We start from the raw sequence: 22,050 nt of genomic DNA on the forward strand, positions 1-22,050 counted from the left end.
TATAATACACACAAAAGGAAATTTGTCTACTCGCTTATTTCACTATCAACCCAACTGTGTAAATCATTTATTGCGCCAATTTTGCGTGCAATTTCCTTACCATCTTGAAATATGATTAAAGTAGGTATAGATTGAACTCCATACTTACTTGGCACTTCAGTTTCTCCATCTATGTCAAACTTACAGATTTTGATCTTGTCTTTTCTATCCTTGGCTAACTGCTCGATACGTGGCATCAGACTTTTGCATGGTCCACACCATTCTGCCCAAAAATCTACCAGCACAAATCCTTTGTGGTTAGCAACTTCAGATTCGAAATTTTGATCATTTACCGCTTTAATATCATCACTCATAAAATACCTAAATTTTTATAAATATAGCGTATCAATTAACAGCTGATCAACTAAATTTTTCTGGATTCAAGTGAAGTGATTACATCTGATGATTAAAGATATCTACACTCCCCCAACCCATTGAATCTAGCTCAATACGAGTAGGAAGAAATTCAAAGCACTTTTCGGCTAATTCTTTTCTATTTTCACGTTCTAGCATTAAATCTAGCTTTTCCTTTATTCTATGAAGATATAAAACATCAGATGCAGCATAACTTTTTTGCTTGTCTGTTAAATTTTCATTTCCCCAATCAGAAGATTGTTGTTGCTTATTTAATTTTATATCAAGTAGTTCTAAGCACAACTCTTTTAAGCTATGACTATCTGTATAAGTGCGAATTAAACGTGAGGCTATTTTCGTGCAATAGCAAGGCAGTGCCCAGATTTTTAAATAATAATGTATTATGCTTACATCAAATCGCGCAAAGTGAAATATTTTGGTTATATTCTTATCCTCTAATATTTTTCTCAAATTTGGAGCTGTATAATCGTTTTTGAATTGAACTAAGTGAGCGTTGCCATCATCAAAAGAAAGCTGCACAAGGCATAATCTATCTCTGCTATGCAGTAGCCCCATTGCCTCTGTATCAACAGCTATAGATTTTATATCATTCGGTATTGCACTGGCTGGCAGGTCATCTTTATATATAAATATTCTCATAAATTTAATATGTTTTATGACACATACAATAATCAAAAATGAGTTTTAAGTATACGAAAAGATCATAGAAAATTGGCTCTCATGATTTTCATGTATGTAGGGTTTACAAATTATGATATGCACCTATAATAAGAATAAGTAAATTTTCATTGCGGGAGTAGCTCAGTTGGTAGAGCGCAACCTTGCCAAGGTTGAGGTCGAGGGTTCGAACCCCTTCTCCCGCTCTTCTTTTAACATAAAAAAAATTACTTCACTTATTCAACTAGTTCAGCTATGCTTAAAGTAGCTAAAAGCTTTTTAGAAAATTATTATTTAAGGAGGCCGTATAGATGATGATGATAAAGAAATGTTATTTGCCTTAGGTATAGCTACATCAATAGGAGCACTTACAGGCTTAGCGCTTAGTTTTACAACTCTATCACCATTGGTAATGGGTGGAATTGTTGCTTCTGTTCTGGCAGCCTTATTTACATGCATAATGATTTATAATAAAAATTTTTCCAAAAAAAGTTTTATTATTGGTGCTTGTTTATGTGCTGCAAGCTTTGCAACTAGAGTTAGTCTTGTTGCAGCTGCAACTGCTGTTTTCCCTGGTGCAATGCTTGGAATGGAATCGGCAGCTTTAGCAGGTGAGTTGATAGCACCCATATCAGTAATCGCAGGGTTAATTGCAACAGCTTGTATTATTAAACCAATAGCTAAGAAAGTGAATGAGTATATTATATCACCTATAGTTGAAAAATGTTTTTCTTCAAAAGAGGAAAAAACGGGCTAGTTAAAGGATAATTAAAAAAAGTTGTTTGACGTTAACGTTTAGTTTTCTTTATAATTTCCTTTGTGAAAGAAGAAAAATGCTTATTTGTAACGATAGCTGGTTTGCCAAATGCTGGAAAGTCAACGCTAATTAACAGCATCGTAGGCAAGAAAATTGCAATTGTCACCCCTAAAGTGCAGACAACAAGGACGCAGGTAAGGGGTGTTGCTATATGCAACAATGCGCAAATTGTTTTTACTGACTCTCCAGGAGTGTTTTCAGCAGAAACAAATCTTGAAAAAGCTTTAGTCAAATCTGCATGGGGAGCAGTTAAGGATAGTGACATTACTTTGTTACTTGTTGATGTAAACAATTACCTAAAAAATATAGAAAGAATAAAAACGATATTTGCACGACTGGAGCGCACAAAAGGCAGATGCATTTTGGTTATCAATAAAACTGATTTAGTAAAGAAATCAGAGCTCAAGATGGCACATGAGCACCTAAATTTGCTTTATAAGTTTGAAAAAATTTTTACGATATCGGCACTGAAGAATGATGGACTTTCTAATTTGATGAATTACTTATCTGAAATTGCACCGATAAGCCCTTGGTTCTATGAAGAAGATCAAGTAACCAATTCCTCAGCTGATTTTTTATCAGCAGAAATTACAAGAGAGAAGTTATTCTTGAACCTACGTGAAGAATTGCCATACTCTACAGCTGTTATAACTGAACAATTTGAGGAAAAAAAAGATAAGAGTTTAGTCATAAAACAGATCATATTTGTATTGAAAGATAATCATAAGAAAATAGTGCTAGGAAAAGACGGCAGTAGCATAAAAAAAATTAATATCGAGGCGCGTACAGAATTGGAAAAGTTATTTGAGTGTAAAGTTCATCTCTTTTTGTTCGTAAAAGTACGACCTTGGACTGATCGCCTTGAGGAATATATAAGTAATGCTTAATTCTTTGTTGGTATTTGATATTGAAACTATACCAGATGTAAATTCCTGCAAGAATTTACTAAATATTAGTGATGATAGCAGTGTAGAAGAAAAGAGGAACGCATTAACAAAATATCATCTTGAAATAACAAACGGGCAAAACTCTTTTCTGCGTCAGCCCTTCCACCTTGTTGTAGTTATCAGTTTTTTACTTTGTAATATAACACGCCAGAGCGATTATGAAATGTTCACACTACAAGAAATAAGATCTGGAGGCACAGTAAACTCCAATGAAAAAGAGCTAGTAAAGGGATTTTTTAACTACATATCAGAGAAAAAGCCAAGACTAGTTTCGTTCAATGGACGCACTTTTGATATACCGGTACTGAAGTACCGTGCTATGGTTCATGGCACTCAAGCAGAATATTTTCACAAAGCTGGCGATAAGTGGAATAGTTACAATCAGAGGTACAGTAGTGATTGGCATTGTGATTTGCTTGAATCTCTCTCTGATTTTGGAGCTTCTGCAAGAATGAAGATGAACGAAGTTTGCGCAGCATTTAATCTTCCCGGTAAGATTGGAGTTGATGGTTCACAAGTTATGGACTTATATGATAGTGGCAAAATACAAGAGATTCGCGATTATTGTGAAACAGATGTGATTAACACTTATTTGATTTATTTGAGGTTTATGCATCATCAAGGAAGAATTGCTACAGAAAGCTATAATAAGAGCATAGAAGAACTGCTTTTAGAATGCGAAAAAAAAGAACACCTAAAGAAATTTAAAGAAGAATGGAAAATAACTTCTGGTGAAAATTTTTATATTGAATTTAAATGAATAGATGCTATAGAGCAATCATTAGATTGCTCTATATAGTAGTTATAAACTCCTTGTAGTAGAAAAGACATTTTGATATGCCCTTTGCTTAACTTTTGCTTGTTCAAGCTTAGAAAAATTTTCTAAGTTTTTATCTTGGTATTCCTTTTTTACTTTCTCGAAAAAATTTTGTCCACCAAGAATATAATTACCTAAATTAGCAGCATAATATTGAGCATTACCTAAAACTGCACAGTTAATTCGACTTAATATTCTCGAAGGGTAATAAAAGAGAGAAACGTTATTGTTCGATCGAAAATCCTTTTCATCCATTATTTTAATGGCTTCATGATAACCATCTATTTGATGAACAAAATATCCTTCAGGTACTGATATTCTCAATTGTCCACCTACATGAGCATAACCACAAATACCAGGTGATACCGCTGGTACTGGGTCTTGTCTATGTTGAGTTACTCTAATGGTTTTTTCTTGAAGAACATCATTATAAAATTCACTAGCAGTAAGATCAAAAACTCGTGGATCACCAAAAGTTGCAACATGAACATCTTCAGCTCCTTCTGTTTTATTGAGGCATAAAGCAGATATCTTAGCAATAGCTCCTCTAATACTGTGACCTGTGAGATTAATTTTAAAATCCTTGATTTCTGATCCCTGTTTTTCAGCATGAGACTTCAAAATGCCATACAGATTAGGCCATGAATCCATAAATGAATTATAGAAACCACAATGAATTCTTCCACCTTCAGGTAAAAATTCCGAAGTAGCAAAAAGTACATTTATATCAGTAATTCCATCATTAAAACTCTGGCTCAGACGAGTACCATGGTAAGCTATTGTTATTTCTTTACCTTTTATAAAAACGTGACCAGCATCTTTTTCAAAGCTATTACCAAATGGAATAATTTCATAACCTTCGTTGATGAGTTCAGCTCTAGTTTTATACATTTTTTCAGTAGATGGAACAATTTCAAAATCTTCTACAATTTCAAATTCAGTTTTGTATACTCTTTGAGCTAAGTTGTTACATCTTTTTTTACTTAATTTACCATCATCATCGCCATAGCTTATCTTGCAAAAATTACCCATTTCTAATAATTTCTCTCTATCAAATCCTGCAATTTTTACAATACTTTCATCTATTTTATAGTCAGAAGGTAAAGAACATGGCTCATTTGGATCAGCACGATTTATAAATTCATAATCTTCAATGATCTCAAATTCATCGTCATATTCTTTCATCTCGTATTTGCCATCATCTACTGAAATAGAGTCTAGGCTGTTCAATATTACCTGGCTCTGAGCCTGTAGCAGCACCTGTAGTGCTAAACCAATTTCGTAAAAAACTAAAATCCATAAATACCTTGATTATTAAAAATAAAACAATAATTCACTAATTATAATATAAACTAATATTATTGTCAATAGTTATATTAATATTTTAATCTTTATGTACTTTCACTTGAGTAAATTTTACTTCCATAGAATAAGTATAGAGTTATAATACATTAACAAGCAAACCTCTGTACTAAATTTTGGTTAATATACAAGTTGAGCGTATTAAGAAAGTTGCTTTTAAAGTATTGCATTTTACTTTTATTTTCGCTATAAGGTTGCTTTAAGTTGGATTTTCAACACCTTTATACTATTTATGTTATGATTTTAAAATTTTTTGGGGGCACTTCATGAAAAAATCTATTTATACTAGAACTGCTCTAGCTTCTCTATTGACTTTATGTTCTTTCAGTGGCTTTGCTGCTGACTTTTCTGACGAGAGTATGAAGGAAGTAAAAAAGCAAGAGATTAACGAGTCAATCAAAACTTCTGGAAAGATGGAAGTGATGAAGACGTCAAATAAGAAACTAAAAGAAAAAATGGACAAGATATGTAATGCTGATCCAAGAAAAAAAGCTGAGGAGCTTAAGAAAAAAGAAGAACTAAGATTAGCAGCTGAGCAGAAGAAAAAAGAGGAGTTAAAATTAGCAGCTGAACAAAAGAAGAAAAAAGAAGAGTTAAAATTAGTAGCAAAACAAAAGAAAAAAGATGAAATTAGGCTAGCAAAAGAGAAAAAAGCAAAGCTTATAGAGGATTCAAAGGCGAAAGCTCTAAGCACTAAAAATTCTAATGTAGAAAAGTCAAAAATTAAGGGTTCTAAAACTAAGAATGCTAAAATTGAAGCTAAAGATATAAAAAAGGATGTAAAAGTTGTTAACAGCAATACAGAGGAAAAAGGTAAGGCAAGTCCTATTATTTCAGTTGGTGGGATTGATAATATCAATCCCAATCAAGGGGATGGTTTAAGAATAACTTTCGGTGGCGTTGTTGATTCTCAAGGTTATGGTAACCATGGGCTAAGTGGCTATAACCATTATAATGTTATGCCAGGTAAATCTACAGATTATTTTAACAATACTCCAGATAGTATAAAAGGAGCAAATCCAATATTTCCTAAAGGGATAGGGAATATTGGTGATTACAGTGAAAACATGGGCATGATTTCAGATGCAATATTGCACTTAAGAGCTGAAAATAAAAATGAGGATATTGGTGTTCATTATGGTGCCGATGTACAATTCCATGTTCCAGTTACTGAAGGTAAAGGAGCTTCACAAGGCGTGAATGCTGCAAGAGGTAGAAGTGCACATGTGTTTTTGAATTCAAAATATGGTAATCTGAAACTTGGCTATCAGTTTGGTCCTGAGTCTCTGGTGAGACTTGATGCAACAAGAATTGCAACTGTTGATGGAGCTGCAGATAGTGACTGGTTCAGAAAAGTAAACTTAGAAGGAAGTGCTGCAAACTTCCCATTTTACGTAACACCACGTCTTTACACTGAAAGCTTCTCGAGCGAGAGCGAAAAACTCTCCTTCCGTATGGCAGGAAAATACAACAAAGAGGTTATGACCACATTGCCATTTAGAGCTGCTTACTACTCGCCGAATTATATGGGTGCAAGATTTGGTCTTAGCTACTCACCTCGCTACGATAGTGGTTTATCCGTTGTAAAAGAAATAGCTCCAGATCTCCTCAAAGATTCAAGTAATACGGTAACAGGGGTAAAGAATGAGGAAATGTTAAGACATGTTGGACCAGATTATCAGCATATAATAAGTGCTGGTGCGTCATATGAATATGACTTTAGTAAACATAATATAAAAGTTAAAACTTCCGTAGTTGGTGAATATGGGTTTTCAAAGCAACCGAGTAAAGATAAGCACCTTTATAAGGAATTCATAGAGTACAATAACTTGATGGGTGTTAATTTAGGTGCAAGTGCTGATTATAAAATTGACGAAGGTCAAAATATAAAATTTGCTGCTTCTTTTGCATATTTGGGCAAGTCTGGTCAACCGAAGATTATCAAGGAACTCGACACTGCTTTAAAAGAATATAAAGATACTAGTGATAATGTTAGAAAAGATGGATTAAGTCAGTTTAATGACAAGGACACCATGTATTGGACTGCAGGTGCTGGCTATCAATATGAAAATGTCTATACAAGTTTGACATACTTTGGCAGCGCAATGAATGATAAAGATATGCTTCATGATGTTGCACTTGGTGTTCAATATGACCTATCTTCTTGCAATAAGAGCAAGTTTGTTCCTTATGCAGCCTTACATTATTTTATGACTGATGAAAAAAGTGCATTGAAAGATCAAAAAGGTACTGATGTACCTTCCAACAAAGGAGTTCTTCTCATCACTGGCGTGAAGTTTTCTTTCTAGTTATTTAACAATACACACCACAGCTTGAATGTGGTGTGTGTTTTTCTGTTAGTATTTTATTGTCGATCAAGCAAATATAGGATATCATTTTAGTATGTCTATAAACACTTCCTTTAATTTACACAATAAGTCATAGTGTCCAGAAACTTGGATCCAATCAAAAACTTAACATAAGCCTTTCCACTTATCAGCTTAGTGTTCAATCTGGTCTAGATTCCAGTGTCAAGCGCTTGAATGACAGAAGAAGTCTTGTATTTTAGCGCACAACTTTTGGTGCATTACGCACTGTTCTCCATTCAAGGCAACGTCATTCTGACACTGGAATCTATTTTTCCATCATCAGAAACATTTTTATACTCGTAAATTTAACTAGATGCCAATGTCTGGGCGCTGGCATGACACCCTATGGCTACTCAGATAATGGATAAATTATCATCATCCCTTACCTATCGAACGTTTTCAAATTCAATCAATTAAGCAGTATGCAAACCAAACTAAAAAACCATTTAGCTGGAGAATTACTTACCATCGCTACTTGCTGGAAATTAACACTTGTAAGTGGAGAAGTAATGGGATTTACTGATTATGATGAAGATTTAAATCTCAATAATATACTCTATAAATCTTCAAGTGGGTTTACAACTAGTAGCATAATATTAAGTAGCGATTTAAAAACTGATAATCTAGAAATTGAAGGAATATTAAATAGTGCTGATATTAAAGAAAAAGATGTTTTATCAGGAAGGTATGACTTTGCAAATATTGAAATATTTCTTGTGAATTATAAAGATTTGAGTCAGGGAATTATGAATTTGCATGCAGGAACTTTTGGTAAAGTAACATTAAATAGTGGGAGGTTTATCGCTGAAATTAGAGATCTTGCGACAAAGCTTGAGAGAAGCATAACAGAGCTATATTCTCCTGTATGCAGGGCACAATTTTGCGATGATAGATGTAAAGCTGATGATAAAAAGTTTAGCAGAATGAGCACAATTACTAAAATGATAGATGAAAGAAGATTTGAAGACATTAATTTGATCGAAAGTGATGGATATTATAAGCACGGAGTGGTAAAATTCTTTAGTTCAGCAACATTTGAAGTTGTAGTTAAAGAATACAAAAATAAAGTAGTTACATTATTTGCTTCTCCTCCATATCAAATTTCTACCGGAGATAAATATTTGATACTTGCAGGTTGTGATAAAGCGTTTTTAACGTGCAAAAATAAGTTTAACAATACTGTGAATCTCCGTGGCTAACCATATATACCAGTTGTTTAGCAGCATAATTTTTAATATTATGAATAAGTATGGAAAGGTGGCTGAGCGGTCTAAAGCACACGCTTGGAAAGCGTGCACATATGAAAATATGTCGGGGGTTCGAATCCCCCCTTTTCCGCACATTATTTTTAGTATAACATAGGATTTTCCGTTTTGTTCTTAAACGTAATAACCATATAGCATTAGCACTTCAGCTCCGCAATTTTTCAGAGTCATCTACGTCAATAAAAGAATAGAGTTGATGTTCATCAAGTTGCAGAGCCTTCTTGATTTTTGATGACGAAGAGTAGTTGTTATCATAGAAGTATGATCCAGTAGCCAGCTTCTGGCATACCTTCCTTATTTCTAATAATGTCTTGCAATACTATACTTAGTCTGTGTCATTTCTCCCTAACCTCAGCAAAAGCTAATACCCGTGTATACTCAATCTGTCAATACAATTCTTTATTGAAAATTTTAGGAAAAAATAAAGAAGCCTCACACCTGTACCTTCTACAGAACAGAAAATGAATCTGCAAGAGTATAGAAACTATCTCCAATATTTTCTAATGTACTCTTTATGTCACTAGCTTGTGAAGAATATTCAGAACTCTGAGATTTCTCTGGAGCTTGATATTGTCTATTGCATCTGGCCTTGCACATAGATTTATCTAGTTCTTCGTACCATTTAGTGTAGTTCTTTTCACACTCTCTGTGACATCAGTAATGTCCATCGTACGGATCATGGTTCAGTACTTCTCCCAGATCCCGTGTTGCTCCATGTTGTATTGGTTAATCATCTTGCTGCTCTAGGGCATTGAACTTATCTTTAAAACTTGTAAGATTCCCAAACATAACATTCTACTTAAAAAGTTATATATTAATATATAAGTATTAATATTAGTATAATTATTTCGCTTTCTTTATTGAAAATTTTAGGCAAATGTTGTATAATTATGCAGTAGTAGAACTTGGTAAAACTTATGGCAAACGCTAATTTAGCTTTCAGTAAAGAAACTTTACAGCATTTTGCTAAGCTAGTTGAGCTCACTAAGCAGCCCACTCAAGAATTAGCAGAAAGGCTATTTAAAGAAGTAATAGATCGTGAAATGGAAGATTTTTTACTATCTGTAGTTGCTGATCAATATGATATTGAAGGTGTAGAAACAGTTGATTACAAAGATGTAAAGTGGAGATCAAGTGGATTACAAGATTAAATTTTTGAAGAATGTCACTGAAAAAGATCTTCCATCTTTATCGATAAAAATAGAATTAAGAATAAACAAAGCAATACAGGAACGCCTTACAGTCGATCCAGTGAATCTTGGTGAGCCTTTATATCATAGCTTTAAAGGGTTCAGAAGACTAAGAGTTGGCGATTACCGTATTATGTATTGTGCAGACACAAAAAACATGAAGTAACTATCGTTACAATAGGACATAGGGATATCATTTACGAGAAAGCTTTGAAGGTACTTAAGAACTATGTTTTTCAATAAACTCTGTTTCGTTAAGTAAGTAAATTATAAATATTATATTATACAGCCCTCTTTCCTGATCCATTCTCCACCTTAGGTGGCTTTGCTCAGCTCAAAAATAACTCATTTTTTGGTACTGCCCACTATGAATTATATTATATATATAATTCATTGGGAGAGGCAACGAAACAAGATCTTAAGTTTGAGGAGCCTCCGGTTTAAAGTGAAGAGGAAGAAGGGGTCAGGATCGATGAGACCAATCTTCGATTACCTCAAAGATTACAAAAACTATATCAATAAACTACTCGCAAACACGAGTTGAATAGAAGGCATGACAATAGGAATAGGGGAACTTAATAGAATAACAGGTGGCTTCAAAGAAGGAGAGCTCTCTGTGCTTGCCGCTCGCACTTCAATTAGCAAGACTTCTATAGGACTATACATGTCTCTGCAGGCCGCAAAGCTGCCAAACGATCATGAATATGTCTGTTTCTTCTCACTCAAGATGTCAACAAATCAATTGAATAATCAGCATTGAAATCAACGAGACAATAAATAACATTCTCAAGAGCCAAAATATGGACTTCTTATATCGAGGGAATAACATTTTTAAACATTCTCATCGATAACTCAGGCAATATAAATTTAAATGTGCTGAGGAGAAAGATTGAATCAATTTGTAGCATAAAATGCATATACATTGACTACCTGCAGCTACTCAGAGGATCAGGAAAAACTGAGAATAGAACTCTTAGAGATCAGTAGAACTCTAAAGAACATCGCCAAAGATTTTGAAGGTAGCACTATCGCAAATAAATCGTAGAAGACCGACAAAACAAAAGACCGCAACTAGCAGACCTGAAAGAGTCAGGAACAAGACGCTGACATAGTTTTACTACTCTACAAGACAGCTACTATAAACCGACGCTCATAACGAATTATAGATCAACGTTACAAAGAATAGGAGTGGATCAATCGGAAAGGTTACAGTAAGTTAATACTGGAAGGATATTAGTATGGAGCCTCAGACTCGTAAATATCTTTTCTTTGTTTTATTGAAACAATGGTTACTTTATACTTTGCAGCATTTACATGATACGATAATCGCCAGTTCTCAGTCTTCTGTATCCTTTGAGTTTGTAACAAAACGATTCACCAAAATCAATTGGATTAACTGTAAGTCGCTCTTTTACTATCTCTTCAACTCTTAACTTTATTGTTTTTGGAAAAGCTCTTCTTACCAACATTTTTCAAGAATTTAATCTTATAGCGCTTTAGTCCCACCTATAGTGGTAAGATTATCTACTTATTCTTATATGGGAATTTACCAATTATTAAGACATTAAGTGTAGTAAAAATATATTCTAATAGTATGGAAAAATAAAATGGATTTTGAAAAACATGTAAACGATGGCGTTATAAATTTATATGATTTGCATAACGACACAAGTAACAAAGAAATATGTAACCTTATCAATTTTATAAAAGAAAGAAAAGATATCAAAGAATTTGGTTTTGGAGATCATGATACTAGTCATAACATAAAATCTAGAAGAGATAATAATATGAAACTTAGGTGTATAGGTGTAGGAATTGGTTTAGTTGCTGGTCTAGTTGCATCATGTTGTTTAGGGCAAGAAACTTTAGCTCTTATTGGCGGTTCTGGTGTAGTGTTGATTGCATTTGCTATAGTTGGTGCGTTACTTGGAGCTGGAGCGGGCTATGTTGTAGGTAAATGCCTTGATAAAATTAAGGTTACAAGTATGCAAAGAGAAAGAAGTTGTTAAAGGTTCGTGTTGTATTTTGAATTTCTTTCAATACTTAAAGATTTACAATTAGAGCAAACTACCTGGCCACGTGGAACTGATTTCAGCTCATCAGTTGAAACTTTACTTGAGCAGAATATGCATTTTATTTTATCACTTGGGGCGAGTGAGTGATCAACAGCAATTCTATCATCAAAAACAAAACACTCGCCTTCCCAATTACCACTTTTATTACCAGTTTTTTCAAGATAGGAAAGAATACCGCCTTTAAGATGGTAAACATCTTTAAATCCAAGGCTTTTCATATATGCTGTAGATTTCTCACATCTGATTCCACCAGTACAGTACATAGCTACTTTCAGGTCTTTACTCTCAGAAAATGATTCTGCCCACTGAGGAAAATCGCGAAAACGCTGAGTGTGTGGATTGATTGCATTTTTAAACTTGCCTAGTTTTACTTCGTATTCATTTCGTGTGTCTATCACTAAAACATCAGATTGAGAGACAAAATCATCCCAATGTTCTGGATCAACGTACTGGCCTCTAAAGGAAGTACCGAGATTACTTACACCAAGATTCACAATTTCTCTTTTTAATCTCACTTTCATCTTACTAAATGGTTGATATTCTGACGAGCTCTCTTTCCACGTCAGACCTTTTAGCCTGTCATCAGAACGTAGAAAATCAAGTATTTTATCAATTGCGTTTCTTTCTCCAGATACAGTTGCATTAATACCCTCTTCTGCAAGGAGTATAGTGCCTTTTAATTCAACGTTGTCACATGCAACTTTTATTTCGTCTTTCATGTCATAATAATTAGAGAGTTTTACAAAATGATAGAAAGTTACAATAACAAAACTCATAATTAATTAGTTTATCGATTTAAAACATAATATATAAAATTATGAAGATATTCAATAGGACGGCTGTTAATTACTGGATATCTCTAGTTTTTGCATATAACATTTTAATATCAAATATAGATTTAAGTTAATGTTTCTGAGAGTATTTAAAAATATATTCTTGTTTTTAGTAAGTGTATTATTTGTCTGCCCTATACTATCGTTAATATCGATTCTATTTACAGAATCAGCAAATTCTGGATGGGTAATTAGTAGACTTTTTCCTGAATATATACTCAATACGTTGATTTTGATGGTAGGAGTAGGGTTAATATCCTTTATATTTGGAGTAATTCCAGCTTGGCTTACTACATTTTTTTCGTTTCCCGGAAGTAGAATTTTTGAGATTGCCTTATTCTTTCCGATATCAATTCCTGGATATATAGTATCGTTTGTTTATGTAAACACGTTAGAGTTTTCAGGTCCAATTCAGAGCTTGTTAAGAGATACTTTTCAATTGAGCAAAGGTAACTATTGGTTTCCCGAGATCAAATCCCTAGGTGGTGGAATATTAGTAATGGGATTTAGTCTATATCCATACGTTTATATGTTGGTCCGCTCAAGTCTAAAGAGCGTTAGTAACTCAGTCACTATTGCATCAACACTTGGGTTCTCCTCATTACAGAGTCTGTTTTCTGTAATCATACCCTCCATACGTCCATCAATTATAGCTGGGTTATCCTTGGTACTAATGGAAGTAATTACAGATTTCGGCACACCACAGTTTCTTGCTATCGATACTTTTACGACAGGAATATACCGTACTTGGTTTTTACTGCATGAAAAATACTCAACTACTGTTTTGGCAGTTGCAGAACTGATTTTCGTTGCAACACTAATAGTTATCGAGAAAAAACTACAAAAAAGAGAAATATCTTACTCTTCAATCAATACTAATGCAGATTATCACAATAAACGTAGTATAAACGGTTCTATATCGTTGATCTTTTCTTATCTTATGTGTTTATTGCCGATATTAATAGGCTTTATTTTACCAATAATTCCACTTATATATTGGAGCATAGAGAAAGGCTTTTTCATATACGAAGCAAGATTTTATAATATAATAACAAACAGTATTAGTTTATCATTTATTACCGCGCTAATCTCGATCAGCATTGCAATAATTATTGGATATACAGCACGTAAAAATAAGGTAATAAGCAATATAGCACGTCTCATTTCTCTTGGATATGCAATTCCAAATGCAATTATTGCAATTAGCATAATAATGTTTTTAAGCAGAATATCTTCTTTCATTACTCAATATATTGTAGAAATTAGCTTGGTAGGAACTATTGGCGCATTAGTTTACTCATATTTATTTCGTTTTTTTGCTATATCTTTCAAGGCGATAGAGTCGGGACTCAAAAAGACACCAAATGAAATTGAATGGACTGCATATACTATGGGTCATGGACCTATTTCCACGTGCCTGAATATTCATATTCCCCTTATCAAGAAAAGCATACTATCGGGATTTCTGCTCGTGTTTATGGATACGGTAAAAGAACTCACGGCAACACTAATTATCAGACCATTTAATTTTGAAACTATATCAACTAGAGTATATGAACTTGTCAGCGATGAGCGTTACAGAGAAGCTGCCCCATTTTCGTTAATGATAGTTATTATAGGTTTAACCTCCACAATAATCTTATTCACACTTGATGATAAGAATCAAAAATAAACTATTTTGCATCTGTTCAGCAAAGTAACAAAATAAGATAGACGAAAAAAGACAACTATAGAAGCAAATGGTCAGTGCTTTCGTGTTTATCAACTTAGTTGGATCTCAGTATCAGCTACTCGGATGACATTATGGAAGCTCAAATGACAAAACAAGAAGCACTGATTTCAGATGCACTTAAACAAATACACTATCTTGATGATCAATGAGGTCTAGTGTTAACGTATGGACTATCTAAGGAAAAGGGTGGTACCATAACATCAAAGGTTTTTATGCTCTCTTCGTTCAGAAATTCATATTTACCCTGCATTATTCCTGATGGTGTATTTAAGTATGTTCCACTTGTATATTTGAATACCTCTCCAGATTTTATTACAGGTTGTTCTCCAATAACACCAACTCCGGCAATTTCATTTATTTTTCCCTTATGATCTATTATTTGCCAATAGCGACTTAATAATTGAATGGTTGATGAGCTTTTGTTTTTTATCTTAACATTATACATCCATACATAACAATTTTCATAAGGAATGGATTGCTCTTCAATGTAAATCGGCAAAACTGTAACTTCAACAGAATTAGTAATAAGTGTGTATTTCATGGTCATCGTAAAGTGTTCATGATAAAAATTTAACACACTTCAATTATACACTTTTTTCATGGATTTTCCAAGCATATTATCGTACTCTAACGAGGAAGTATTAATTTACATGATGAACAAAACAGATCCACTAGATAAAAAAGTGATAGGAATAATAGGAAGTGGGCAATTGGGTAAAATGACTGCTATCGCTGCAATAAAACTTGGGCACAAAACGCATATTTTTGCCAGTGCTAAAAACGATCCAGCTTGTTCTGTTGCTGATGACTTAACAATAGCAGACTTCTGTGATAAGAGGGCACTTGAATCTTTTGCACAGAGTGTGGATTTAGTCACTATTGAGTCTGAAAATATTCCATGTAGTGCAATTGATATTGTGTCGCAGCATACAGATTTTTATCCAGGCAAAAAGGCATTACACATTTCGCAAAATAGACTGAGAGAGAAAGATTTTATTAGAGATTTAAGCATAAAAACTGCTGATTACAAAAGTATACAAAATTATAATCAGCTACTAGAAAGTAGTGAAACTTTTAGCTATCCAGTGAGGCTAAAAACAACAGAAATGGGTTATGATGGAAAAGGACAATATGTGATTGAAAATGATTCTGAACTGAATCAATTTGCTTCCTTCGATTGGAATAAAGAGTACATTCTTGAAGCAAGTGTTGATTTACTGAAAGAGGTTTCAATAGTCGTTGCAAGAGATAAAAACGGTAAAGTAGCTTTTTTTCCTATAGCAGAGAATCACCACGTTGACGGAATACTTAATACTTCAATAGCACCAGCTAAAATAGATAATAAATTAGCCCAAGAGGTACAAAAAACTGCAGAGAAAATAGTAACTGCGCTTGATGTAGTAGGAATTCTAGCTATTGAATTTTTCATCACTCAAAATCATGAATTACTAGTTAATGAACTGGCCCCAAGACCCCACAATTCTTGCCACTGGAGCTTGGATGCATGCAACGTTAGTCAATTTGAGCAGCTAGTTAGGATAATATGCGGGCTATCTATGCAGGAAGTAGTATTACGCTTTCCTTGCATGACAAAAAATATAATAGGTAATGATATATATAATTCTCACAAATATTTGAGCAACGAAAAAGCTAGTTTAACCATATATGGGAAAAAAGAGGTTAGGGACAAGCGTAAAATGGGACATGTCAATATAGATTTAAGTTATTGAGCTATAAATGCTCTTTGATCAAGATCTCCAAGATCTGCACTATATTTAGTGCTGCACCTTTGCGTAGATTATCAGCTACTATCCACATATTGAGTCCATATTTTATGGTACTGTCTTGTCTGATACGCGATACATATACAGCATTCTCCTGTACAGTATCAATCTGAGTCGTATATTCACCGTCTTCACGCCTATCATACACTAAAATTCCACTATCTTCGGCTTCACTGAGCATTTCACGAGCTTCCTTTTCAGTTATATGCTGATCAAATTCTACATTTACCGCAATAGCGTGTCCAATAAAGACAGGCACTCTTACACAAGTTGTAGTCACTTTTATATTCTCTCCTAAAATTTTTTTTGTTTCCTCTTGCATTTTCCATTCCTCTTCTGTAGAGCCATCTTCCATGAACCCTCCTATATGGGGAATGCAATTAAATGCTATTTGCTTAGGAAATATTTTAGATTTTTTAGCTTCGTTCATGAATATTTTTTTTGTCTGGTTGTAGAGTTCATCCATTGCTGCTTTACCTGCACCAGAAGTTGATTGATAAGTTGAAGCAACGATTCTCTTTATTTTTGCTTTTTGGTGCAATAAATGCAATGCCAACAACATCTGTATTGTAGTACAATTTGGGTTAGATATTATGTTGTGATTCTTATATTCCGTAATTTTATCTTTATTGATCTCTGGAATAACTAGTGGCATGCCTTCTTTCATCCTAAAACGAGAGGTATTATCTACGACAATACATCCAGCTTCAGTTGCAATCGGTACGTATCTCTCGGAAACATGAGACCCAGCACAGAAAACTGCTATATTAATTCCAACAAAATCGTAGTTCTCAAGGTCTAAGACAGTTAATTCTTCATCGCCAAAACTTACCTTTTTTCCCTCTGATTTTTTTGATGCAAATACAATAACAGAATCTATTGAAATTTTTCCTTCGTCTTGAAACTCGGCAAGCGCGCTTAATACCTCACGCCCTACTCTTCCTGTTGCTCCAATAACAGCAATTTTATATCCCATTAGATAAACCTCTGACTTTAAAGCTATATTATATTTTTACTGATAAAATTTACAATTACTTTAATATTCTTACCTTGCAATTAACCATAATTTAGTTATAATTATAAGATACTAGTAATATTGCATGATAGAATGAAATGAGTAAAAAACATGATGACACTAAGGTCAAACCTGCAGTATCTGAATTTCAAAAGCCTGAAAAAGTCAATAGATTAGAGATTCAAAATGTTCTTTCGAAAAAAAGCAAGCCAGCGATAAATTTTGATGATAAAAAGTATGGTGTGAAAATTTCTAAGATAGACCAGCATCTTTCAAACAAGAAGCAAGAATCTTTTGGATTAAGAGATTTTTTAAGTTCAATACCAATAATGGGAAGATTTTTAGTGAAAATTTTCACGCCTGAAAAAGAAGAGTATAAAAAACTGCAATCGCAAATAGGTCTTTCTAATAAAGCAAAAAATGAGATCTACATAGATAATAAACGCATAGAAGAAGTAGGTAGCAAACTTGAGAATGGTAATATTGAACAAGTAGATAAAGAAAAAAAAAATCTTGGACCATAAATATTAACCATTTAAAGTGTATCTCTCACTACTGAATTTGTTGCACAGAAGTTTTGCAGTACCAAAATAAATAAATGGGTATGCCACTTGCAGTGAAAAGGCTCGAAATCAGCAGAGTACCTACAGGATTTTCTAATATCACCCAACAACAAAAGGTTGTTGCTATGCTACCAATTAAAAGCTTATAACAACTCCTCTCTTGTATAATAATCTTTAGAAAGGCAAAACAGCACGCAAGATAAACGAACAAAAATGAAATTACAGAAAAGTCAATAATCGACGTAATCTGCTGGGCAAAATTGTTGTTTGAAGTGAGAATTAGTAAAATTGCAGTTCCAATTGAACTAACTGTTATTCCCCAAAAAGGAGAGCCATGCTTGTTCCTTTTAGCAAAGAATTTTGGCATTAGTCTATCTTCTGCAAGACCAAAAGCAACTTGTCCACTAGATAAAACCCAAGCGTTTAGACTGCCAACACAAAAAATGAATGCAACTATAGAAACAATTAAATGCCAACTACCAGAAAACATAATTTTTATCGCATCAACATATGGTGCTCTTGAACTTGCTAAATTGTTGCCATTGATCAATCCCATAATTGCAAAATTGTTGATAAAATATATAACAGCAACACAAATTGTGCCAAGCACCACAGCTTTTGGTATAGTTTTAGCTGGATTATCAACTGACCCTGCAGGTGCTGTTGCCAATTCAAGTCCAATAAAACACCATAAAGTAAGGAGTGTAGAGCGGGCAAGAATTTGCGATGTTGTAAGACTTAATATCTCTTCACTTATGATAAAATTATTTCTATCGAAAAAAAACAACGCTGCTACAGGTATTGCAAGCAATACAGCAACCTTCACAACCGTGAGCAGAAACTCAACGTGCCCTGCAGTAGCTATTCCCCTTAAATTTATTAATGTAATAATTGTAAATAACAACAGCTCTAAAAATAAACTCATACTTTTGATATCTTCATGGAAAAATGGTGTAAGATAGCCAACACCCACAACTATTAAAGCTGTTGTACTAACCCATGAGATTATCCAATATGTCCAACCAACAAAGAACGCTGCAGCAGGACCAAAAGTATGTTTCACATAAACGTGAGGACCTCCTGTTTCTGGAAACTTTGCACATAGCGTAGCAAAAACTAGCGCAAGAGACACAGCACCAGCTCCTGATATCATCCAACTTATAAGGCTATAAGCGCCATATGGAGCAAGGCTAATTGGAAGCATAAAAACCCCAGAGCCGATCTGACTACTAATGACTAAAGCAAAAACAGCCCAAAAACCTATTTTATTTGACACAACACCTCTTAATTCTATTAATGTAAGCCAGTAGTATAGCTTAAGGATTTTAGCAAATAAAAAATTTAAGTTAAGTTTTTAGTTTATGATACCAAAGTAGATAAATAAGTGTTCCGCTTAAAGGGAATAGACTTGATATTAACAATGTTTTTATAGAAGTATCGTATATTATCCAACAGCAAAAAGATACAGCCACACCTCCAATTAAAAATTTGCAGTAGCTTTTGTCTTGTATATTAACTTTGAGAAAAGCAAGGCTACATGCTAAGTAGATAAACAAAAATGACACCACAGAGATATCAATTATTGAAGTTACTTGCTCAGCAAAACTTTTGTTTGACGTTAGGATAAGTAAAACTAACACCCCCAAAGTACTGAGTATTATTCCCCATAATGGAGCATCATGCTTATTTTTTTTGCCAAAAAATTGCGGCATTAACTTGTCTTTTGCAAGGCCTAAGGTGACCTGTCCATCAGCTAAAAACCAAGCATTTAAATTACTTACAGAAACGATAAAGGCAACAACAGAAATAATTAAATGCCAATTACCTGGAAACATAATTTTTATCGCATCAACATATGGTGCTTTTGAACTAGCTAGTTCATTACCACTTATCAATCCCATAATTGAAAGACTATTGATGAAATATATCACAGCAACACAGACTGTTCCAAGCACTATAGCTCTTGGTATTGTCTTAGCTGGATTATTGACGGATCCTGCAGGTGCTGTTGCTGATTCAAGTCCAATAAAACACCATAGAGTAAGGAGTGTAGAACGAGCAAGAGTTTGTGATATTGTAAAGTTTGATACTTCCTCGCTTACAATAAAATTATTTTTATCAAAGAAAAACAACCCTGCAATAGGTATTGCGAGAAGTGCAATAATTTTAACAATGGTCAGCAGAAACTCAACATGCCCAGCAGTAGTTACTCCCCTTAAGTTTATTAGCATAATAGCTAAAATTAATGTTATTTCTAAAAGCAAACGTATATCTTGTATATCATTATGAAAAAGCGGGGCTAAATAACCGATACTTGCAATTGTCACAGCTGTTGAGCTTACCCACGAGCTTACCCAATATGTCCAGCCAACAAAAAAAGCTGCTGTAGAGCCAAAGGCATGTTTCACATAAATATGAGGACCACCCGTTTCTGGAAAATTTGCGCAGAGTGAAGCAAAAACTAAAGCAAGAGATATAGCGCCAAATCCTGATATCACCCAGCTTATAAGGCTATAAGCGCCATAAGGCGCAAGGCTAATTGGGAGCATAAAAATTCCAGAGCCGATTTGGCTGCTGATCACCAAGGCAAAAACAGCCAAAAAGCCTATTTTATTTGACACGACAATGTTTAATTTTTATCTGAATATATTAACAATATAGCTGAAGCTCGAAAATTTCAATTGATCTTTTTTGTATAAAAATTTGCATTTTTTTAATTTAAGCATATAATGAGAAGTATATTAATAGGTTATTAAGAAGTGGTTTATGAATCCGAGGTTAAAAACATTTTTGGTTGTTTGTGGATATGTTCTATTAGTTGGTGCTGCTATTGGAGCAATTTTTTTATTTGACTACTTACTTGAGATCTTTATTGATGCGCTTTATGCATTCCTTCTTGCCAAAACTTCAAGTGAGGTGTTAGCTGTTTTTGGAACACTTGCGGTTTTACTTGCCACTTGTGTTTTGTACTACGGACTGCATAAGCTCTGTTCTATTTTTACAGAAAAGATTACAAATAGCTATCAATCTTTCAAAAATGAAAATAGTGATGATAACATTTTTTCTGAAGTATATAATGACCCAACAATAGGGTTGAAAGATAAGATTTTATTTTTTTCTATATACTCAATATATTGTATCCAATTACCATTTTTGTATTGTTCATCGAAGATATCAGAGCTTAGTAGAGCGTTGGGTCTTAGAATATGTTTAGTGCTTATTAATACTATATTATTGATCCCAGTAGCACTTCTTGAGTTAATAAGGTATCCATTAATAAAGCTCTTCTCGCCTCTGGATTTAAGTGTAAAGCAAATGAGCTTTTTGTTTAATGTAAGTGATGCAGGAACCGGCAGCAAGAGTGTCCATACGAGTAGTTTTGAGTATAGCATTCTTCAGTGCGCTCAAGATTTAAAGCAGAAATTTGGGAACCAGTCAAATGTGCTCAATAAAGAGTTTGAAGACTACATAAATAATTCAGATGAGCTGACAACTGAGCAAAAAGAGCAATTAAAACTTTATCTTAATTTTAATGGTTCCAATGGAGCAACTTATAGAGAATCAAGAACTGAATTAACGCTAACACAAGCTGCAAACTTAGTTTTAGCTGCAGCCAAGAATCAAAAGTTAGATGTAGATTTACTAAAATGCATGTTACTCATGCGTTTACAAGAAGGAAGTGGTGAATGTCATCTTGGAATGTTTAATCGTATTATTTATTCGCTTAGTTGCCTTGAAGCAAAAAACAACTTTACAGTTGAGGTAAATGCTCAAGTATACGAAAGAATGCCAAGCATTACAGAAGAGTTTCTCAATCATTATGAAAGCAAAAAGATGAAGATTTTAAAGAATAATTTTAACAATTTCTACTCTGAGAATGGTATGGATCCTGAAGTAAAAGATAGTATGGGTAAGTTGATGGAAGAGGCAAAGCAATTTGTCTTTAATAAGTTGTATGTCGATTACTATAATAGATATGGCCAAGAAGTTGGAAGGGGTCCTATAAAGCAGAAATTGAAAGAACTAATTACAGATGAGGATATCAGGGAAGCAGTAAGTGCTGTAATAGATAATATAGAAATCTCTAAAAAATCATCTACTTATCTTGAAAAGATGAAAGCATTTTTTGCAGGGCATACAAGATTCTCTGCTGCTTAAAGCCCTAAGACTTGTCTAAGCTTTGATTGTGAGTTAGGCGTGAAGCTAAAAT

22 protein-coding genes and 2 tRNA genes are annotated in these 22,050 nt (G+C 33.8%); 15 read left to right on the top strand and 9 right to left on the bottom strand.

The window, feature by feature from the left end:
* Positions 1 to 26: 26 nt before the first annotated feature.
* Both trxA and JSQ73_RS03630 read right to left on the bottom strand, forming a co-directional pair.
* Positions 27 to 353, bottom strand: a complete 327-nt coding sequence (gene trxA, locus JSQ73_RS03625) for a thioredoxin (RefSeq protein ID WP_064085368.1) — start codon at positions 351 to 353, stop codon at positions 27 to 29.
* A gap of 79 nt (positions 354 to 432) precedes the next feature.
* A complete protein-coding gene (locus JSQ73_RS03630; RefSeq protein WP_214249635.1) occupies positions 433 to 1,053 on the bottom strand; it encodes a ribonuclease D in 621 nt (206 codons plus the stop codon).
* A gap of 151 nt (positions 1,054 to 1,204) precedes the next feature.
* Between JSQ73_RS03630 and JSQ73_RS03635 the strand changes: the two genes are divergently transcribed.
* The 4 genes from JSQ73_RS03635 to JSQ73_RS03650 all read left to right on the top strand — a co-directional run bounded on the left by JSQ73_RS03635 (position 1,205) and on the right by JSQ73_RS03650 (position 3,595).
* Positions 1,205 to 1,277 (top strand) — tRNA-Gly (locus JSQ73_RS03635).
* A gap of 122 nt (positions 1,278 to 1,399) precedes the next feature.
* Entirely contained in the window at positions 1,400 to 1,828 is a 429-nt protein-coding gene (locus tag JSQ73_RS03640) for a hypothetical protein (RefSeq protein WP_234301641.1), read from the top strand.
* Between the two features lie 62 nt (positions 1,829 to 1,890).
* Positions 1,891 to 2,775, top strand: coding sequence for a GTPase Era (gene era, locus JSQ73_RS03645; protein ID WP_214249636.1), 885 nt, complete (start codon positions 1,891 to 1,893; stop codon positions 2,773 to 2,775).
* The gene (locus JSQ73_RS03650; RefSeq protein WP_214249637.1) at positions 2,768 to 3,595 is read left to right on the top strand and encodes a 3'-5' exonuclease; all 828 of its coding nucleotides are present in this window, start codon (positions 2,768 to 2,770) and stop codon (positions 3,593 to 3,595) included. The genes era and JSQ73_RS03650 overlap by 8 nt, the downstream gene beginning before the upstream one ends.
* Before the next feature lie 42 nt (positions 3,596 to 3,637).
* On the opposite strand, the gene JSQ73_RS03655 is transcribed toward JSQ73_RS03650, so the two are convergent.
* Positions 3,638 to 4,882: a lipase family protein gene (locus JSQ73_RS03655; protein WP_234301642.1), complete on the bottom strand. Its 1,245-nt coding sequence runs from the start codon at positions 4,880 to 4,882 to the stop codon at positions 3,638 to 3,640.
* Between the two features lie 398 nt (positions 4,883 to 5,280).
* Between JSQ73_RS03655 and JSQ73_RS03660 the strand changes: the two genes are divergently transcribed.
* The 6 genes from JSQ73_RS03660 (at position 5,281) to JSQ73_RS06640 (ending at position 10,598) form a co-directional block, all read left to right on the top strand.
* Positions 5,281 to 7,323: a WD0745 family porin gene (locus JSQ73_RS03660; protein ID WP_214249638.1), complete on the top strand. Its 2,043-nt coding sequence runs from the start codon at positions 5,281 to 5,283 to the stop codon at positions 7,321 to 7,323.
* A 482-nt stretch (positions 7,324 to 7,805) separates the two neighbouring features.
* Positions 7,806 to 8,582, top strand: coding sequence for a DUF2163 domain-containing protein (locus JSQ73_RS03665; RefSeq protein WP_214249639.1), 777 nt, complete (start codon positions 7,806 to 7,808; stop codon positions 8,580 to 8,582).
* Between the two features lie 52 nt (positions 8,583 to 8,634).
* A tRNA-Ser gene (locus JSQ73_RS03670) sits at positions 8,635 to 8,721 on the top strand.
* A gap of 844 nt (positions 8,722 to 9,565) precedes the next feature.
* Entirely contained in the window at positions 9,566 to 9,799 is a 234-nt protein-coding gene (locus JSQ73_RS03675) for a hypothetical protein (protein ID WP_214249640.1), read from the top strand.
* Complete coding sequence (locus JSQ73_RS03680; RefSeq protein WP_234301643.1) at positions 9,783 to 10,004, top strand: type II toxin-antitoxin system RelE family toxin; 222 nt, start codon at positions 9,783 to 9,785, stop codon at positions 10,002 to 10,004. Before JSQ73_RS03675 ends, JSQ73_RS03680 begins: the two co-directional genes overlap by 17 nt.
* Before the next feature lie 387 nt (positions 10,005 to 10,391).
* Positions 10,392 to 10,598, top strand: coding sequence for a DnaB-like helicase C-terminal domain-containing protein (locus tag JSQ73_RS06640; RefSeq protein WP_214249641.1), 207 nt, complete (start codon positions 10,392 to 10,394; stop codon positions 10,596 to 10,598).
* 550 nt (positions 10,599 to 11,148) lie between these two features.
* On the opposite strand, the gene JSQ73_RS03690 is transcribed toward JSQ73_RS06640, so the two are convergent.
* Complete coding sequence (locus JSQ73_RS03690; RefSeq protein ID WP_019236727.1) at positions 11,149 to 11,307, bottom strand: type II toxin-antitoxin system RelE family toxin; 159 nt, start codon at positions 11,305 to 11,307, stop codon at positions 11,149 to 11,151.
* Between the two features lie 138 nt (positions 11,308 to 11,445).
* Between JSQ73_RS03690 and JSQ73_RS03695 the strand changes: the two genes are divergently transcribed.
* Complete coding sequence (locus tag JSQ73_RS03695; RefSeq protein ID WP_214249642.1) at positions 11,446 to 11,847, top strand: hypothetical protein; 402 nt, start codon at positions 11,446 to 11,448, stop codon at positions 11,845 to 11,847.
* On the opposite strand, the gene trhO is transcribed toward JSQ73_RS03695, so the two are convergent.
* The gene (gene trhO, locus JSQ73_RS03700) at positions 11,844 to 12,689 is read right to left on the bottom strand and encodes an oxygen-dependent tRNA uridine(34) hydroxylase TrhO (RefSeq protein ID WP_214249643.1); all 846 of its coding nucleotides are present in this window, start codon (positions 12,687 to 12,689) and stop codon (positions 11,844 to 11,846) included. The two genes, JSQ73_RS03695 and trhO, sit on opposite strands and share 4 nt — an antisense overlap.
* Positions 12,690 to 12,819: 130 nt before the next feature.
* Here trhO and JSQ73_RS03705 point away from each other — a divergent pair, with 130 nt between their 5' ends.
* Complete coding sequence (locus JSQ73_RS03705; protein ID WP_214249644.1) at positions 12,820 to 14,418, top strand: ABC transporter permease; 1,599 nt, start codon at positions 12,820 to 12,822, stop codon at positions 14,416 to 14,418.
* 202 nt (positions 14,419 to 14,620) lie between these two features.
* Here JSQ73_RS03705 and apaG read toward each other — a convergent pair whose 3' ends face one another.
* Positions 14,621 to 15,025 (bottom strand): Co2+/Mg2+ efflux protein ApaG, encoded by a 405-nt coding sequence (apaG, locus tag JSQ73_RS03710; RefSeq protein WP_012481895.1) that lies wholly within the window; start codon positions 15,023 to 15,025, stop codon positions 14,621 to 14,623.
* Between the two features lie 106 nt (positions 15,026 to 15,131).
* Between apaG and JSQ73_RS03715 the strand changes: the two genes are divergently transcribed.
* A complete protein-coding gene (locus tag JSQ73_RS03715) occupies positions 15,132 to 16,208 on the top strand; it encodes a 5-(carboxyamino)imidazole ribonucleotide synthase (RefSeq protein ID WP_214249699.1) in 1,077 nt (358 codons plus the stop codon).
* 1 nt (position 16,209) lies between these two features.
* Here JSQ73_RS03715 and JSQ73_RS03720 read toward each other — a convergent pair whose 3' ends face one another.
* Complete coding sequence (locus tag JSQ73_RS03720) at positions 16,210 to 17,238, bottom strand: aspartate-semialdehyde dehydrogenase (protein ID WP_214249645.1); 1,029 nt, start codon at positions 17,236 to 17,238, stop codon at positions 16,210 to 16,212.
* 137 nt (positions 17,239 to 17,375) lie between these two features.
* On the opposite strand from JSQ73_RS03720, the gene JSQ73_RS03725 reads away from it, so the two are divergent.
* Positions 17,376 to 17,801, top strand: coding sequence for a hypothetical protein (locus JSQ73_RS03725; protein ID WP_214249646.1), 426 nt, complete (start codon positions 17,376 to 17,378; stop codon positions 17,799 to 17,801).
* Between the two features lie 28 nt (positions 17,802 to 17,829).
* On the opposite strand, the gene JSQ73_RS03730 is transcribed toward JSQ73_RS03725, so the two are convergent.
* Both JSQ73_RS03730 and JSQ73_RS03735 read right to left on the bottom strand, forming a co-directional pair.
* A complete protein-coding gene (locus JSQ73_RS03730) occupies positions 17,830 to 19,116 on the bottom strand; it encodes an APC family permease (RefSeq protein WP_214249647.1) in 1,287 nt (428 codons plus the stop codon).
* A gap of 70 nt (positions 19,117 to 19,186) precedes the next feature.
* Complete coding sequence (locus JSQ73_RS03735) at positions 19,187 to 20,461, bottom strand: APC family permease (protein WP_214249648.1); 1,275 nt, start codon at positions 20,459 to 20,461, stop codon at positions 19,187 to 19,189.
* A gap of 145 nt (positions 20,462 to 20,606) precedes the next feature.
* Between JSQ73_RS03735 and JSQ73_RS03740 the strand changes: the two genes are divergently transcribed.
* The gene (locus JSQ73_RS03740; RefSeq protein WP_214249649.1) at positions 20,607 to 21,998 is read left to right on the top strand and encodes a hypothetical protein; all 1,392 of its coding nucleotides are present in this window, start codon (positions 20,607 to 20,609) and stop codon (positions 21,996 to 21,998) included.
* Positions 21,999 to 22,050 lie beyond the last annotated feature (52 nt).

The sequence above is a fragment of the Wolbachia endosymbiont of Anopheles demeilloni genome, assembly GCF_018491735.2.
GTDB lineage: Bacteria > Pseudomonadota > Alphaproteobacteria > Rickettsiales > Anaplasmataceae > Wolbachia.